Source organism: Cupriavidus sp. FW305-F7 (genome assembly GCF_058782875.1).
In genome coordinates, this window is record NZ_JBYSYC010000019.1 from 106890 (window position 1) to 121668 (window position 14779).

A 14779-nucleotide genomic window follows, 5' to 3' on the forward strand; every position below is an offset into this window, starting at 1 on the left:
CACCACCTGCGTGCACAGCTTCCTGGAGAGGTGGCAGTGGTATCGCATGCTGCCTGCGGAGCTTCGCCAATTGGTATTGGGGACCATCGAAGAGCGGACCGCTGAGGTAGGCGACTACATCGCGCGGGCGGGTGAGCCCAGCACCCACTGGTACGGGCTCATGCGCGGTTTCCTGCAGATGTATGTTGTCGGCGCGGACGGCGCCGAGACGACTTTGTATTGCTTGCGGGAAGGGGAGTGGGGAGGCGAAGGATCCTTGCTGAAAAAGGAGATGCGACAGTACGATCTTCGATCGCTGACCCCCTCTCACATCTGCTTGGTACCCGCCTCGACTTTTGAGGCTCTGCGGCAATCGTCTATCGATTTCAACCACTTCCTCTGCGATATCATGAACGAGCGGATGGGAGTCTTCGTCGGCATGCTCGCCGCATCTCGCCTGCTTAGTCCCGAGATGCGGGTGGCCAGGGCGTTGCTGATGCTCGCCGACAAGACGGGAGCGGGCGCGCAGGAGTTGTCGATTCCGCAGCATGAACTTGCCCTGATTTGCGGACTGTCCAGGCAGCGAGTGAATATCGCCATCAGCGAACTCAGGCGGCATGGGCTTGTCGAAAGCGAGCCGTGCAAAGGATTCCTGCTGGTCCATGTTGCAGCGCTGCGCCGTCACGTTGCAGGGGGGGCTTGACCGGCGCTCGCGCCGAAACTCCCGCCTGGCTGGCCGAGGGCTTCGGCAAGGAGATCGAGCCTGTCCCCGCCCCAGAAGAGTTCCTCTTTGTAGACGAATGTGGGCGCGCCAAAGACTCCAAGCTCCTCAGCCCTTGCCAGCGCGGCGATGAGGTCGTCTGATGCATTGGCTTCCAAGTAGGCGCGCCAGTCCTGTGGGGCCAGGCCCGCTTCTTTCAGGCCCTCCTCAATCGAGGCCGCCGATTCCAGATCGAATTCTCTGCGCCAGAATGCAGCCAACAGGGGATCGCAAAACTTCCAAAGACAATCCCTGGACTTCGCGAACAGCATGGCCTGACTTGCGAGTCTCGCATCCCAGAGCTTCACAGTGGATCGTATGGTTAGCCCCTGCCGTCTGCCCAGCCGGCGGCAGTCCATGTACAGGTACTTCAGTTTGGCGACATCGCGACTCGATCGCTGTTCGACCTCGCCCCCATAGGCGGATCGGAAATCCGTGATAAACGGCCACCATTCGAACTTGACGCCGCAGCGCTTTTCCAGCTCCCGGGCAGGCTGCAGAACAAGGTAGGAGTAGGGGCTGCGCAAATCGATAAACGCGTCCACGACTACGGCGTCTTGTGCGTCCATGGCTAAGTGGTTTGGAACAGGTTTTGCTTGGCCCGGTCCGACGTGGTGACGTCGACCCAGCGGTCCCGTAGTAGATCGAGGGCTCGTCCCACGGCAGGGCGTGCGCGTACTCGCCCGTACCACGCTTGCGCGCGGGGAAAATCGTCCAGAGCTACCCCTGTCATCTTGTGGATGCGGACCCAGGGGAAGCATGCCATGTCCGCGATTGAGTACGTGTCGCAGACGTACTCCCTGCCTTCCAGGCGATCATCCAGGATCCTCAGCAGACGCCGAGTTTCGGCTTGGTACCTGTCAATGGCATATGGCACGGGAGCTGACGCGTAGCGGTAGAAATGCTGTGCTTGTCCCATCATCGGCCCTAAGCCACCAACCTGCCAGAAGAGCCATTGCAGGACCTCGTTGCGCTGCCGTAGATCTCCCGGAAGGAATCGATTTTCCTTTTCTGCCAAGTACAGCAGGATAGCCCCGGTTTCGAAGACTGTTATCGGATCCCCGCCATCGAGCGGGGCGTGATCGACGATGGCGGGGATCTTCCCGTTGGGGTTGATAGCACGGTAGCCTGCCCGATGTTGGGCGCCACTCGTGATATCGATCGGGATGATTCGGTATGGGATCCCCAGCTCTTCGACCAGGATATGGGCCTTATGTCCGTTAGGGGCTGGCCAACTGTATAGGTCGAGCATCTGCGTCTCCTATCGCTTACGCATGATCTCTTGTCGACGGTGGTCCTGTGCTCGCCGGTTGCCTTCGTCGCTCATTCCAGCCGGTAGTCTCTCGTCCAGTACGATCGTGCGCTCCTCGATTTGTCGCATGACGCTGTCTTGCAATGCCTTCTTGGACATTGCGTAGGCCGTGTTGCAGTCGGGGGTAATGCATCGCGCATAGCTCACTGCTGCCGCAAGCAACTGATCCGGCTCGACTACCTCGTGGAAGAATCCAAGTCGCTCTGCCTCGTCGAGTCCGTACAGTTCTCCGCGTAGCGTGGTCAGGGCTCCGACTTGGTCGCCAAGCGTGTACTTAATGATCTCGACATAGGCAGCCGGCATCGGGATGCCAATGGGCACCTCGTTCAGGCCGAACTTTGCCGGCTTGCGCGCGGCAACACGGAAATCACAGTCAAGCGCTGTGATGAGGCCACCTGCGATGGCGTGGCCGTTGATGGCGGCGACGGTGGGTCGCGGGTACTGGAAGATACGCAGGTTTGTCTCGCGATAGGCGCGATACCATTCACGGATCTTGTCTTGATCGCCGCTTCCGAAGATATCGAAACTGTACTGAAAGTCGATGCCTGCGGAGAATGCGTCACCCTGGCCCGTCAGAATGACAGGGAGTTCGCTGAAATCGCGTTCGAGCCGGTCAAAAGCGTCGTGGAGGTCAGCGAAGAACTGGTCGTTCTGCACATTCACTTTGTTGGTGTTCATGCGCACGAGCGCACAACCGTGGAACTCTTCGATAGTCCATGCCATGGAGGTCTCCTTGGGGTCTAGGTGAATCCGTTGTCGCACCACATTAGCAATTCCGTCAATGGGATGCTGTCTTTTGGATGACAGGAGGCGCGATGGAGCGACGCGCGGAGCTGTTGTCCCATCGCGCCGATTCGGGGGCGTCCTCCGATCCGGAAGGCTGTTTGGCTTCGGCGGCTATTCCTCGACGGCGCCGCCGATTGAACGCAAATGTTGTCGGAACGTGAGACGGGGGTCAGATCGGCGCGCGGCCAAGTATTCTTCGAAGCGCGCCTGCTTTCTGAATGTGGTGCCGAGTTGCATCTTGGCTGCCTGGAGGCGCTCGGTGTCCCGAATTGTGGTCGCCAGTTCCGCCACCTCGGCAGCGCGTTCGAGCGGCACAAAGATGACGCCATCGTCGTCGCCAAGTACGAAGTCGTCGGGTGTAACGATGTGCTGGCCGAAAGTGGCGGACAAGATCTCCGGGTCATCCCCCGTATCAAGGCGTTGGGGGCCGGTGGGCAACGCGCCGAGGCTGAACAGAGGCAAGCGGATAGTTCGGAGCTCGGATGAGTCGCGATGCAGGCCCCAGATCACTATGCCCGACAACCCAGCCCCACTCGCCTCCAAAGTGATCAGATCTCCCACGCAGGCTTCGTCGAGCCTGCCGCCATTGTCGACCACCAGGACGTCGCCAGGATTCGAGCGTTCGATTGCCTCCAGGAATACGTGGACGCTGCCGAAGTGCCGTGCCGGAGAGACGCGCCCCACCAAGTGCGTGTCGCTCCATAGCGGCCGGATGTCCGCGGGCGCGCAGCGAACCGGAATGCCGAGACGCATGCAAGCATCGGCGACATGCGGTGTGGTGAGATCGAGATACGTGCGTCGAAGCTGAACAGGTTCCATCAGTCAAGCCTCCTTGGCATGGTCGTGTTGAGTGAGGCCGCGAAGATCGCGGAGCAGGTGATTGACTCTGTTTGTCATCGCAAGGGAATATCTCCAGCCGCGACCGATCCGGAGCGGCTGGAGTGCACTCAACAACTCTGTTGGGGATTCGAGGACGGCGAGCTCGGCATCGCCTTCCCATACCGCGCCGGCTTGCACGTTCTCGGCCTGAAGCCGAACCAGTTCGAAGACGGCGGGTCGATCAAGCTGGCCTTCGAACATCGACGGAAAGTGGCGAAGGGCGACGATTGGCCGGCTGCCAAAAGTAACCGCCGTCTCGTCGGCGCAGGTTTTCAGTGTGACATGGCCTTCAGCAACGCGGCGATCCTTCACAGCGACCGTCCCGGCAAATACGCCTCCAGGCTGGAGGCCCGGCGAGGCGATTGAGGTTACCCCCATGGAGCGTGTGACCCACACCGAACCGAGCTTCTTCGGATAGCCGAGTGCCCAACCTCGTGCCAGTGAGGTGTCCTGGTCAACCACGATATAGGGGCAGTATTGCATCAGCTTGCCTTCGTATTGCACACTGGCCAGAACAATGCACTCGCGATACTGGGCTCGCACGGGATCGAGCAACTCAGCCCTTGCGTCGGTGCAGGCCTGCCAGTCGACGAAGGAGACCGTGACAAGGCCTCGTTCGCCAGGATGCAGGCTGAGCCCGGGCGGGAGCAGTGCTTCGACGGCGGCGGGATCTGCCCAGTACTCGATCGTGGTGAAGTCGGCTGCGTAGTGCCAGGGCGGATACGGGGCAATGCTGGCATTGCCGTCGTACGAGAACGGACCCATGAAACCTTGAGCGGTGGCGAATCGTGTCATGTGATAAGCGGTAAGTTGCCTGGCAGGCCTGCTGTTCGTGGTAGGGAAATGATCGGTTTGACGTAGGTGACACAGGCGTCGGTCAAATGGCAGTGTTGCCGTCGAAATATGTGAAAGCAGCGCCTCTGGCCTGGATTCGGTCAATGCGTAACGCAAGGTGGATCGAGCCAGACCGACCGATCTGGCTGGTATGTTGAAGGAAGGCTGCTACGGCGCCGTTGCCGCTGATGCACACCGATTCCTGGTTGACGACGCACGAGGGCGCAAATGCCCGAACCTCAACCCGGCTCTGGCCGTTGCATTCTCCAAAGATGACGACGCCCGTTGCTCTCGCTGTCAGACTCTGCTCTAGCATCATCTGAAAGTCGGGATGCACGGCTAAGACGGCGTCCGCATCGTCGAGTTGCGCAATAATCCACCGGGCGCCGACGTCGACCATGGCCGGACTGTATTTGCGGCAGGTTCTTGCACCCAGAACGCATTCCAGGTCATCCACCTGGCGTTGATCAAGCGGCGTAATCGCGGGCTCAGGCATGTCGAAGGAAATGGATTCGATTGCGGTGGGCGTATATTCAGTGTTGCTCGATATTGCGCACAAGATCGCCGTCCAGTGCAATCGCGCCTGCCTTGGCCAGCGCTAGCAGCACCTCGTCAAGCGTGTCGGTCAAGGTCTGCTGGCTGCGATAGAGCATGTGGAGGCGCTGCAGCAGCGGGGTCTGCGCCATCCACGCAAGCAGCGTTTCATGCCGAATGCTCTGCTGCTCGAGCAGCTTGAATTTCACCAGCACCTTGAGCGCATGCATCCCATTTCGCATCGGATCGGCACGTAGGTACGCAAGCCGACTGGCGGCGCGCTCGAGCGCGCCATCCACGGCCGAGAAAGGCCGGCCATGCCCTGGGATCACCAGCCGCACCTCAAGGTTTCCGATCTGCTCCAGCACCGCCTGCTGCTCCGCGAAGCCGCTCTCGCCATCGAGTTCGGGGAAGATCACGCCAAAGCCGTTTTCCCATAGCGCATCGCCGGAAATAAGCAGGCGCTCTTGCGGTGCATAGAGCATCACAGCGTCATTATCGTGTCCCGGCGCAGCGAGGACTTGCCAGTACATGCCGCCCATCCGCAGTACGTCGCCATCTCGAAGCACGTCGTCATAGGTGAAGCGCTCGCATTGCTGGCCGGTAGACAGATAGCTCAGGGCTTCGACATCCCATGTGGAGACGGCATCAGCAGATGCAGCGGGGATGTAGGTGCGAGGACGCCAACGGCGCTGGATTGCGGCATTGCCGCCACAATGGTCAGAATGCAGATGCGTATTGATGAGTCGGCGCAGTGGCTGGTGCGCAAGCTGGCGCTCGAGGAGGGCTATGGTTTGCTCGGCATGGCTCAGGTACCCTGAGTCGACCAGGACGGTGTCATCGCCATCGACGAACAGGATGCTGTTCGACGATAGCCAGCCGCGCTCAAATACATGCATGGCGGTGGGCATGTTCGCCGTGTGCTCTGGTTTGGTGACAGTGTTCATCTCGGGAGGGCGACGTCTTGTGCAGCGAGCGGGCCCTTCGCCAGCGCGAGTTCAGCGCGCTGGCCAACAAGGCTCTGTGCTGGGTAACCGAGACAGTTTCATCGCTCATCCCATAGCTGTACATTGTCTGAAAGGACATAATCTGTGCGACTTACGACAGCCTGTCCTGAGACGGTGGCTTACGGAGCGGCCACCCTGCTCGGCGGGCCTGAGCAGGTGCACGCGTGGGCAGCCTGGAGGATCGACGATTAGCGACGTGCGGCGCCGAACTCGGGACTTGCCGCGTCTTGATATTCTGGACGGTCGAACAGCGTCGGATCGTCGAGAAATGCCTGGGACCATTCGACGGTATCGCTGCCCCAAAACAAACGCCCGCGTATCGCCAGAGTGGGGACGCCGAAAACCCCTAGGGAGGCGGCCCGATCCGTGTTGCTTTGCAACTGCTGCTTGACTTCGGGAGCGCTTGCACGGCCTAGCGCATCTTTGACGCTTAGATGTGCAGCGAAGGCGTCGAACTCGAACTCGGGATCGCGTCCCTCGCCGTAGACAAAGTCGAAGGCATCGCCTAGCGCGCCTTCGTCAGCATTGATCGCTATGAGCAACCTCTGTGCGTGCAGCGAGTTGAAAGGGTGCCTTCGCGGCATCCTGAACGGGATGTTCAACTGGCTCGCCCGCCAAACACAATACTGATATGTGTAAAGGCGCTTCGGCGGTACTTCTGCCGGTCCTTTTGTATCCCAGTGCTTGAGCAGGCCAGCGAAAAGTATGGGGACGGGCTGAAGCTCAATGCGTCCGCGCAGGGCTTTCAGCGTGTGGTAGTGCAGATACCCGAACGGAGAGATGACGTCGAAGTACCAGTCGGCTTTTTCCACGGCTTCAATCCTCATTGTCGTATCCGCTAGGGCGGATCATCGTATTGCAAAGGCTGGCATGGCTAGCGCAGTCGCTGGGGCTCTGCCACAAGGCATACCGCTGACAGCCTTATGAATTCCACTCCCGTATCACTGAACACTAGGGTAATTCCGCATCCCGCGCTGTCATTGTAATGACAGGTGACCGCCCACGGATAACCTAAGCTGACGCCGGACAGCAAATGAGGGGTTGCTCTCAAGGGCGCTCAAGAGAGCAATCAATCAGCGAGGTACCGCATACCGCGTGCTGTAGATGCGTACATCAATGGCGTGATGCACCAAGCCGGAATCGACGATAGCGCTCCTTCGGAGTTCAACGTTGGAAGGGGTATGGCGTGCTGCGTTGAAGATGTATGGAGGACGAAAGCATTGGTGCAAGCAGCATCAGGAGACAAGCAATGCGTCATATCGATATTCACATGCTGGCTGACGAGGCTCGCTTCAACCGGTTTCACGGGCTCGTACTATTCTGGTGCGCGTTGATCATCGTCTTCGATGGCTATGACCTCGCGGTAGCGGGAATCGCGCTGCCGTCAATCATGAAGGACATGGGTGTCAACTCGACGAGTGCCGGGTTCATGGTTAGCTCAGCGCTGTTCGGGATGATGGTTGGTGCCATCTTTCTTGGTACGGTAGCTGACAGGATTGGCCGACGCCGGGCCATCGCCATATGCGTTGGACTCTTTAGTGTGTTCACTGCGTTGGCCGGCTTCACCAGCGATCCGGTGACGTTCGGCGTTACCAGGTTTCTCGCCGGCCTCGGGATCGGGGGCGTGATGCCTAACGTGGTTGCGCAGATGACGGAATATTCGCCAAAGCGGATTCGCAGCACCATGGTTACGCTGATGTTCAGCGGCTATGCGGTGGGAGGCATGCTGGCCGCTGTCCTCGGCAAAGGTCTGATCGAGACATACGGCTGGCAGTCCGTCTTCCTTGCAGCGGGCGTGCCGGTGCTGCTGGTCCCGCTCATCCTGAAGTCGCTGCCCGAATCGATGCCGTTCCTGATCAAGGCGGGCCGCACTGAAGAACTAAAGAAGACTGTTTCAAAGCTGGAGCCGAGTTACCAACCGCAAGCGGATGATCACATCGCGCTGCATGCCGCGGACAACACCGGCGAGGCGCCGATTCGCCAATTGTTTCGTGAGGGGCGTGGCTTCAGTACCGTCATGTTCTGGGTTGTCTTTTTCATGTGCTTGTTCATGGCCTACGCGCTGAGTTCATGGCTGACTAAGCTGATGGCCACAGCAGGCTACAGTCTGGGCTCCGCGTTGACCTTTGTCCTGGTGTTGAACTTTGGGGCGATCGTCGGGGCGATCGGAGGGGGCTGGCTGGCTGACCGCTTCCATATCAAACATGTGCTCGTGGGGTTCTTTGCGCTGGCGGCTGTGTCGATCTACTTGCTCGGCTATGGTGTACCTACGGCGGCGCTATATTTCGTCGTCGGTATGGCCGGTGCGACAACCATCGGCACGCAGATTCTGGCCTACGCCTATGTCGGTCAGTTCTACCCTATGACCGTTCGCTCCACCGGAATCGGCTGGGCCTCGGGTGTCGGGCGCAGTGGCGCGATTCTCGCTCCCATCTTGATCGGCATCCTGGTGGGTAGGAATCTGCCTTTGCAGCAAAACTTCATTGTGATTGCCATTCCCGCGGTGATTGCGTTGGTCGCCATCGCCATGGTCAACCATCGGCGCTCCGCCTTCGTGCATGAGGAGCGGATCGGCGCGGTGACGTCGGGCCGTCCGGCGGTTGGCACGGTAGCGGGGACCCTGCACCGCTGAGGTCATATTCAGGGGTGAGGCGCAGCTTCATTGGCCCTTTACCGGATTAGCGGCGAGCCCGGCATCAAGCAAGGCTCGCCGCGCGCTGCACCGGCGGGGCTCATAGAGCCTGTCTGTGAACCCGTGGCGTGAGACCGGGGATCGAGCGTTGGCCTGCGCCAAGTCCGGAACAAACCAGGCCCCCCACGATGGCCGCCATGCCGAGCGCATGGTAACGATGGAGATGCTCCCCTAGGAATAGTGCCGACAGCACGACGCCAAACATTGGCGCAAGGTGCACACACAAGCCCGCTTTCGCAGGGCCGAAATGTTGCACGGCCCGCATATACAGGAAATAGGCGAGCGCCGACGCAAAGATCCCCACATAGGCCACCGCCGCAAAAGCCTTCGCTCCCCATGCCGGCGCGGAGTACGCGCCGTGTTCCATCACGGCAAAGGGAAGCAGAGCCAGCAGCGCCAACGCGATTTGGACACCCATCAGGCCAAGGCGATCCAGATCGGCCGGGAGTTGGCGCAGCCAGAGTGTGTACACGGCCCAGCATGCCGCCGCACCCAGGACGATAGCGTCACCCGCGTTGAACGTGATGCTCTGCCACCGCGACCAATGCCCTTGAAGGACCAGGATCAGGACGCCGATGAAAGAGAGAATCAGCGCTGCGCCCTGGTTCCAGTTCAAGCGCTGCCGATAGAACGTCGCCCCGAACAGCACGATCAGCAATGGGGCTAGCGAATTGAGCAGCAGGGCATTGCTGGCGGTCGTGGTCTGCAGGCCGCAATACAGCAGCGAGTTGTACGCCGCGATTCCCATGAGCGACGTGCCCAGTACCATCCACCGATGTTCCCAATAGCGCCGCCAGTCGCGACGCATCGCGCCAAGGGCGAACGGAAGCAGGCAAGCAAAGGCAATGACCCAACGCCCGAGTGAGAGTGTCATCGGCGTCAGTTCGTTGCGAACGGCTCGCCCAACGACGAAGTTGCCTGCCCACAGCAAGGGCGGCAGCAGTAGCGTCAACCATGCGACGAAGGGCGCGGGTTTAGAGGTAGGGAGACATGTCATGGGTAAAGCTCGAAATCGAAGTGATATGGGGGATTGTGTTTACTCGCATCGAGGGAAACAATACGGCTTGATTGCAATCTTATTTACGTCATGCGTAAGAATCTGGACGGCGGCGTCTTCCACGCCATGCGCGCTTATGTCTGCGTTGTCGACGCGGGCAGCTTTTCCATGGCTGCTGAGCAGCTCGGGCTGACTACCGCGCAGGTTTCGCGGTTAGTTGGGGAACTGGAAAAGCGGCTGAACGCCAAGTTGCTGCATCGCACAACCCGGCAGCGCTCCTTGACCGACATTGGCGCGGATTACCTGGAGCGCTGCCGCGAAGTGCTGGCGTTGGTAGCCGAGGCGGAAGCGCAGGCATCCGGCACCGCGATCGTTCCGAGCGGGTGCCTGCGGCTGCAATGTATGTTCAGCTTCGGTCAGCACTACGTCGCGCCGCTGCTGCCGGAATTCTTCCGGCGCTACCCGGGGATTCAGGTCGAATACAGCACGTCGCAGTACCTGCCTAACCTGCTGGCACGGGGCACGGACGTAAGCCTGTACGTGGCGGAGAAATTGCCGGACTCCGGGCTTGTATCGCGGCGCCTGGGAACAACCTTCTCGGTGCTCTGTGCGTCGCCGGCCTACCTGTCGGAACATGGCACGCCCAAGACACCGGCTGACCTTGCCCGTCATCCCTGTCTGCAAGCGGTCAATCCGTCGGTCAGTCCAATATGGACCCTTGCTGCACCAGACAAGCAAGACTACGAACTGGTGCCTGAAGGGCCATGCGTCGCCGATACGCCCGATGTCTTGCGCGCCGTCGCGGAAGCTGGCATGGGCATCGCGCTGCTTCCGCTATTCAGCGTGATTGACGCGATACGGTCGGGTCGCTTGAAGCGCATACTCGCGCCGTGGCGCTCGCCTGACATCGGCGTGTTCGCCTTGATGCCTTCGAGGCATTACATGGATGCGAAAACTCGCGCCTGGCTCGACTTTATCGATGAGCGAATTGCACCCGCAATCGAGCAGGACGCACGCTTTATTGACGGCAAGCGCCGCTAGCTCCGGCATGCGGACGACGGGTACAGGCCAGTGCATGGCAGCGAGACCGCCGACTCGTCGGTCGCGCGGCGTTCGCTGCGATCGTGCAGATTACCAGGCGTGTTGGTGGTCGTTTGGAAATGAGCCGTCCTTGACGGCCGCGACGTATGCGGAGAAGGCCCCGTGCACATCATCCGCGCCACGCATGAAGTTCCGAACAAACTTCGCCATGCGCCCGAGATTTATCCCGAGCATATCGTGCATGACCAGCACTTGCCCCGCCGTAGCACTACCCGCGCCAATACCGATGGTTGCGCAGGTAGTCATCTCATTGGTGATGCCTTTTGCGAGTTGGCCGGGAATCATCTCCAGCACCATCATCAATGCGCCGGCGGACTTGAGCGCGGCTGCGTCGCGCCGGATTTCGAGTGCGGCATTCTCCTGACGGCCCTGCACCCGATAGCCGCCCAGTGCCGAGACCGTTTGCGGCGTGAGGCCCAGGTGAGCGCAAACGGGAATCCCACGCTCAACCAGAAATGCCACGGCCTCGACTGTCCAGCCGCCGCCTTCGAGCTTGACCATGTTTGCGCCGGCCTGCATAAGTTGTATCGCCGATGCGATCGCCTGCTCGCGCGACTGCTGGTAGGAGCCGAAAGGGAGATCCGCGATAATCAGCGCATTGCCTTCTGACCGTGCCAGGCCTTGCGACACGCAGTGAGTGTGATATCGCATCTCTTCCAACGAAACACCAACTGTGGTCGTCTTGCCCTGGCACACCATGCCCAGGGAGTCACCGACCATGATGCAATCCACCCCGGCGGCATCCGCAACCGCTGCAAACGTCGCGTCGTAAGCGGTGAGCGCTGCAATCTTCTCACCCTGTGCCACCATTTCGGCAATCCGAGTGGTGGTGATCGGCTTGCGCTTGCGACCGAGCGAATGTCCGCTCACGCCGTAGGGCGCAGTAACCTGGTTTGCAGTCTCGATCTGGGGTGTGGGTTGGTTTGTGTTCACGTAGGTCGACCTATCGGAATACTGGTAGGGGAGGGCGCAAGGGTCGAGCGCCGACCGCTGCGAACCCTCTGGATGTCGGCCTGCTCAGGGCCGGAAGGCGGCGAGCCGCTCAACTGCCTCCTGGAGATTTTCCATCGAGTTGGCAGTAGAGAACCGAACGAACCGCGACGCGTCGGCGTTGCCGAAGTCCCGGCCCGGCGACATTGCGACATGGGTGCGTTTCATCGCCTCAAACGCGAAATCCCAGCTACTGGAGAGATCCCAGGCTTCGAGCCATGCCGAGCAATCGGCCCAGGCGTAGAACGCTCCGTCCGGTACTACCGGGACATTGAAGCCGATATTCTGCAGAGCCGGAATGAACCAATCGCGCCGCGCCTTGAACTCGGCCCGCCGCCGTTCATACTCCGCCAGACTTTCTGGCTCGAAGCAGGCGAGTGCCGCATGTTGCGAGACCGCGCTCGGACAGAGGAAGAAGTTCTGCGCCAATCGCTCGAGGACCGGCACCAGCGGCTCAGGAGCAACGATCCAGCCAAGTCGCCAACCCGTCATGCAAAAGTACTTCGAGAAGCTGTTAATGCTGATGACGTTGTCGTCGAACGCCAGGGCGGTCTGGCCGAAGTCGCTGTCGTGACTCAATCCCAGGTAAATTTCGTCCAGTAACGTAAAACCAGCGTTGGCTTGGACTGCGTCGTGGATACGCCTCAACTCCGCAGGATGAATGGAGGTACCGGTTGGGTTGGAGGGCGACGCAAGCAATACGCCACGTGTCTTCTCGCGCCAGTTTGCCCGTACTTTCTCCGCACTGAGTTGATAGCGCTCGGCAGCAGTCGTCGGCACGAGTACCGGGATCCCGTCGGCGCCGATGACGAAATGGCGATTGCATGGGTAGCATGGATCCGGCATCAGCACTTCATCACCGGGTTCGATCAGAGCCATGCAGACCAGTTGCAGGGCAGCCGAGGCCCCGGCGGTGACGACAATGCGCCGCGCTGGCACCTCGACGCCAAAACGCTCGCGATACCAGTTGCTGATGCGTTCGCGCAGAGGCTCAATACCAATGGCCGGCGTGTACTGGGTAACGCCGGCACGCACGGCACGTATGGCCGCTTCCTGAACCAGAGGCGGCGCTGTGAAGTCCGGCTCGCCGATGGTCAGATGGATCACTGGCTTGGCTCGGGCGGCCTCGGTAGAGGCCAATTGTGTAGCCGCCTTGGCTACCTCCATCACGTAGAACGGCTCGATGTCAGCAGCACGCTTCGAAATCTTCATCGAATATCTCCATCCGGGAACGCCCCGCTCTTGCGTGGCTCACTGAATCATTGCGAGCCAGGCGACGTAAATGCCACGGAGCAGTGGGGCGCTCCCGCCGGCAGGCGTGGGTCGAAAGGAGAATTCTCGTGACCTCGTGCGGACTGGACAATATGGCTTACAGAGAATGTGTTTTGTATCCTGCGTAAGAATTGAGGCGCTTTCCATCCGGTTGCGCCGCAAGACGGAACCGCTGCCATTGAATGCGTCTTTCAGGGTATCTCAGGCGAGATAGTGACCTTTGGACGGCGAATCGGTGCTCACATAACCTTCGGGAAAGGGGGGCGAGGTCCCTCTCAATCCCCCCGCGTGTGCAAATCTCCGCAGCGCGCCAAGGTCCAGAATTTGGATCGCCCCGTATTCCACCGCGATCAATTTGGCGTCAGCCAACTCGCGAAGCGCACGATTTGTGTTCTGCTGCGATAGTCCAGACAGACGTCTCAATTCCTCTTGGGATAAACCCAGGATCCTGTCGGTAGCTGGATAGAACTGCTGGTTGAACATCTCGGTGGGGTTGAACCACGGAACACGATCGGCCTTCCGTGCCTGTCTGTTCTTGCAGGCCCTTCGGGCGCAATGCCAAGCCGCTCCACTCGCTCGGCACAGTAGTGCTCTTAGAGAATTCATGATCGTAGCGCTACATCATATCGGACGGTTCACACCGCCAGATCAGCCCACGCTTACCCGCTTCCGAAACGCGACCATCCGTTCAACAATCATGCGCTGAAGCCTCTGCGCGCCCAAGGGCAACTCGCGGCCCCGCCGGCTGATGAGTTGGGCCTGGACCTTTTTCATCAGCTCGTGCTCGACTGGTATGGCCCTCAACACGCCGCGGGCCACCTCCTCATGAACGGCGAAGACCGGCAATAGCGTGACACCCATTCCACAACGTACGAAACTGGTCAGCCCGATAAGGTGGTCGGTTTCCAGCACGACCTTCAATTGCCTTTGCAGAACCGCTTCGAGCTGTTCAACGATCTTCCGACTTCCGAAACCCGAACGGGCCAAGGCAAAGGGTTGGGAGAACAGCGCATCAGGGGTCAATGACTCTTCTTTAGCCAAGGCATGTTCACTGGAAACAATGGCACACAGTGGCTGCTCGGTGGCCTGAATCTCCTTTAGTCTGGCCATGTGCACGTCAAGCCCGGGCCCGTAAGTCAGGCCGAGATGGACGTCGTCTTCCTCGAGCCATCCGAGAATGTCATTGACGCCTCCCAGTTTCAGCTTGATCCCCACGTCCGGATATATGCCGTTGAAGACCCGCAGGACGTGGCCCATCAGGTCATCGGTGAAACCGTGCACGGCGCCGATGGCGATGTTCCCTCCCGCGAGGCCCAACAGGGCGTCCAGCTTGGACGCAACGGCTTCTTCCCGGGAAAGCGATTCCCGGTAGTAATCGATGAGCAAGCGTCCGGCTTCTGTTGGTTTGGCGCCCCGCCGGTTGGTCTCGAGCAGCGGGGTCCGGGCCACTTTTTCCAGCGCAGCGAGTTGTCGGCTCACGGCGGATGGCGCCACGTCCAGGAAATCCGCCGCTGCGCGCACCCCGCCCAGTCGCACGGCTTCAAACAAGTACTGAAGTCGTCCCATTGACAGGCCGTTCATGCTCGTTCCCTCTAAATCAGCACCACACGCCATGTTGCCTCAAAGGCAACGATAT

Annotated in this window: 16 protein-coding genes; 3 read left to right on the forward strand and 13 right to left on the reverse strand. The window is 60.1% G+C overall.

What is annotated here, in order from left to right; translation table 11 throughout:
* Positions 1 to 10: 10 nt before the first annotated feature.
* The gene (locus AC3WL8_RS19085) at positions 11 to 682 is read left to right on the forward strand and encodes a Crp/Fnr family transcriptional regulator (protein ID WP_492378608.1); all 672 of its coding nucleotides are present in this window, start codon (positions 11 to 13) and stop codon (positions 680 to 682) included.
* Here the strand turns inward: AC3WL8_RS19085 and AC3WL8_RS19090 are convergent.
* The 8 genes from AC3WL8_RS19090 to AC3WL8_RS19125 all read right to left on the reverse strand — a co-directional run bounded on the left by AC3WL8_RS19090 (position 661) and on the right by AC3WL8_RS19125 (position 6918).
* Complete coding sequence (locus AC3WL8_RS19090) at positions 661 to 1308, reverse strand: DsbA family protein (RefSeq protein ID WP_492378609.1); 648 nt, start codon at positions 1306 to 1308, stop codon at positions 661 to 663. The two genes, AC3WL8_RS19085 and AC3WL8_RS19090, sit on opposite strands and share 22 nt — an antisense overlap.
* Positions 1309 to 1310: 2 nt before the next feature.
* A complete protein-coding gene (locus tag AC3WL8_RS19095; protein WP_492378610.1) occupies positions 1311 to 1991 on the reverse strand; it encodes a glutathione S-transferase N-terminal domain-containing protein in 681 nt (226 codons plus the stop codon).
* A gap of 9 nt (positions 1992 to 2000) precedes the next feature.
* Complete coding sequence (locus AC3WL8_RS19100; protein WP_492378611.1) at positions 2001 to 2774, reverse strand: enoyl-CoA hydratase/isomerase family protein; 774 nt, start codon at positions 2772 to 2774, stop codon at positions 2001 to 2003.
* A gap of 174 nt (positions 2775 to 2948) precedes the next feature.
* Positions 2949 to 3656, reverse strand: a complete 708-nt coding sequence (locus tag AC3WL8_RS19105; RefSeq protein WP_492378612.1) for an RraA family protein — start codon at positions 3654 to 3656, stop codon at positions 2949 to 2951.
* 3 nt (positions 3657 to 3659) lie between these two features.
* The gene (locus AC3WL8_RS19110; RefSeq protein ID WP_492378613.1) at positions 3660 to 4511 is read right to left on the reverse strand and encodes an acetoacetate decarboxylase family protein; all 852 of its coding nucleotides are present in this window, start codon (positions 4509 to 4511) and stop codon (positions 3660 to 3662) included.
* Positions 4512 to 4593: 82 nt separating this feature from the next.
* Positions 4594 to 5109, reverse strand: a complete 516-nt coding sequence (locus tag AC3WL8_RS19115; protein WP_492378614.1) for a PhzF family phenazine biosynthesis protein — start codon at positions 5107 to 5109, stop codon at positions 4594 to 4596.
* Positions 5084 to 6031 carry an MBL fold metallo-hydrolase gene (locus AC3WL8_RS19120; protein WP_492378615.1) on the reverse strand — a complete coding sequence of 316 codons (948 nt, stop codon included), beginning with the start codon at positions 6029 to 6031 and terminating at the stop codon, positions 5084 to 5086. The genes AC3WL8_RS19115 and AC3WL8_RS19120 overlap by 26 nt, the downstream gene beginning before the upstream one ends.
* 248 nt (positions 6032 to 6279) lie before the next feature.
* Positions 6280 to 6918 (reverse strand): 2-hydroxychromene-2-carboxylate isomerase, encoded by a 639-nt coding sequence (locus AC3WL8_RS19125; protein ID WP_492378616.1) that lies wholly within the window; start codon positions 6916 to 6918, stop codon positions 6280 to 6282.
* Between the two features lie 422 nt (positions 6919 to 7340).
* Between AC3WL8_RS19125 and AC3WL8_RS19130 the strand changes: the two genes are divergently transcribed.
* Positions 7341 to 8723 carry an MFS transporter gene (locus AC3WL8_RS19130; protein WP_492378617.1) on the forward strand — a complete coding sequence of 461 codons (1383 nt, stop codon included), beginning with the start codon at positions 7341 to 7343 and terminating at the stop codon, positions 8721 to 8723.
* Between the two features lie 100 nt (positions 8724 to 8823).
* Here AC3WL8_RS19130 and AC3WL8_RS19135 read toward each other — a convergent pair whose 3' ends face one another.
* On the reverse strand, positions 8824 to 9735 hold the full coding sequence (locus tag AC3WL8_RS19135) for a DMT family transporter (RefSeq protein ID WP_492378618.1): 912 nt from the start codon (positions 9733 to 9735) through the stop codon (positions 8824 to 8826).
* A 135-nt stretch (positions 9736 to 9870) separates the two neighbouring features.
* Here AC3WL8_RS19135 and AC3WL8_RS19140 point away from each other — a divergent pair, with 135 nt between their 5' ends.
* On the forward strand, positions 9871 to 10821 hold the full coding sequence (locus AC3WL8_RS19140) for a LysR family transcriptional regulator (protein WP_492378619.1): 951 nt from the start codon (positions 9871 to 9873) through the stop codon (positions 10819 to 10821).
* A gap of 90 nt (positions 10822 to 10911) precedes the next feature.
* Here AC3WL8_RS19140 and panB read toward each other — a convergent pair whose 3' ends face one another.
* From panB to AC3WL8_RS19160, 4 genes are all read right to left on the reverse strand, one after another.
* Positions 10912 to 11787: a 3-methyl-2-oxobutanoate hydroxymethyltransferase gene (panB, locus tag AC3WL8_RS19145; protein WP_492378640.1), complete on the reverse strand. Its 876-nt coding sequence runs from the start codon at positions 11785 to 11787 to the stop codon at positions 10912 to 10914.
* Positions 11788 to 11898: 111 nt separating this feature from the next.
* Positions 11899 to 13083 carry a pyridoxal phosphate-dependent aminotransferase gene (locus AC3WL8_RS19150; RefSeq protein ID WP_492378620.1) on the reverse strand — a complete coding sequence of 395 codons (1185 nt, stop codon included), beginning with the start codon at positions 13081 to 13083 and terminating at the stop codon, positions 11899 to 11901.
* Between the two features lie 261 nt (positions 13084 to 13344).
* Positions 13345 to 13626, reverse strand: coding sequence for a helix-turn-helix domain-containing protein (locus AC3WL8_RS19155; RefSeq protein ID WP_492378621.1), 282 nt, complete (start codon positions 13624 to 13626; stop codon positions 13345 to 13347).
* Between the two features lie 165 nt (positions 13627 to 13791).
* Positions 13792 to 14724: a LysR family transcriptional regulator gene (locus AC3WL8_RS19160; RefSeq protein WP_492378622.1), complete on the reverse strand. Its 933-nt coding sequence runs from the start codon at positions 14722 to 14724 to the stop codon at positions 13792 to 13794.
* Positions 14725 to 14779: the final 55 nt, after the last annotated feature.

Coding starts and splice junctions, on each gene's coding strand:
- AC3WL8_RS19125 (WP_492378616.1), bottom strand. CDS start 6,918: ATGAGGATTGAAGCCGTGGAAAAAGCCGACTGGTACTTCGACGTCATC.
- AC3WL8_RS19090 (WP_492378609.1), bottom strand. CDS start 1,308: ATGGACGCACAAGACGCCGTAGTCGTGGACGCGTTTATCGATTTGCGC.
- AC3WL8_RS19150 (WP_492378620.1), bottom strand. CDS start 13,083: ATGAAGATTTCGAAGCGTGCTGCTGACATCGAGCCGTTCTACGTGATG.
- AC3WL8_RS19105 (WP_492378612.1), bottom strand. CDS start 3,656: ATGGAACCTGTTCAGCTTCGACGCACGTATCTCGATCTCACCACACCG.
- AC3WL8_RS19140 (WP_492378619.1), top strand. CDS start 9,871: ATGCGTAAGAATCTGGACGGCGGCGTCTTCCACGCCATGCGCGCTTAT.
- AC3WL8_RS19120 (WP_492378615.1), bottom strand. CDS start 6,031: ATGAACACTGTCACCAAACCAGAGCACACGGCGAACATGCCCACCGCC.
- AC3WL8_RS19155 (WP_492378621.1), bottom strand. CDS start 13,626: ATGTTCAACCAGCAGTTCTATCCAGCTACCGACAGGATCCTGGGTTTA.
- AC3WL8_RS19130 (WP_492378617.1), top strand. CDS start 7,341: ATGCGTCATATCGATATTCACATGCTGGCTGACGAGGCTCGCTTCAAC.
- AC3WL8_RS19095 (WP_492378610.1), bottom strand. CDS start 1,991: ATGCTCGACCTATACAGTTGGCCAGCCCCTAACGGACATAAGGCCCAT.
- AC3WL8_RS19160 (WP_492378622.1), bottom strand. CDS start 14,724: ATGAACGGCCTGTCAATGGGACGACTTCAGTACTTGTTTGAAGCCGTG.
- AC3WL8_RS19110 (WP_492378613.1), bottom strand. CDS start 4,511: ATGACACGATTCGCCACCGCTCAAGGTTTCATGGGTCCGTTCTCGTAC.
- AC3WL8_RS19100 (WP_492378611.1), bottom strand. CDS start 2,774: ATGGCATGGACTATCGAAGAGTTCCACGGTTGTGCGCTCGTGCGCATG.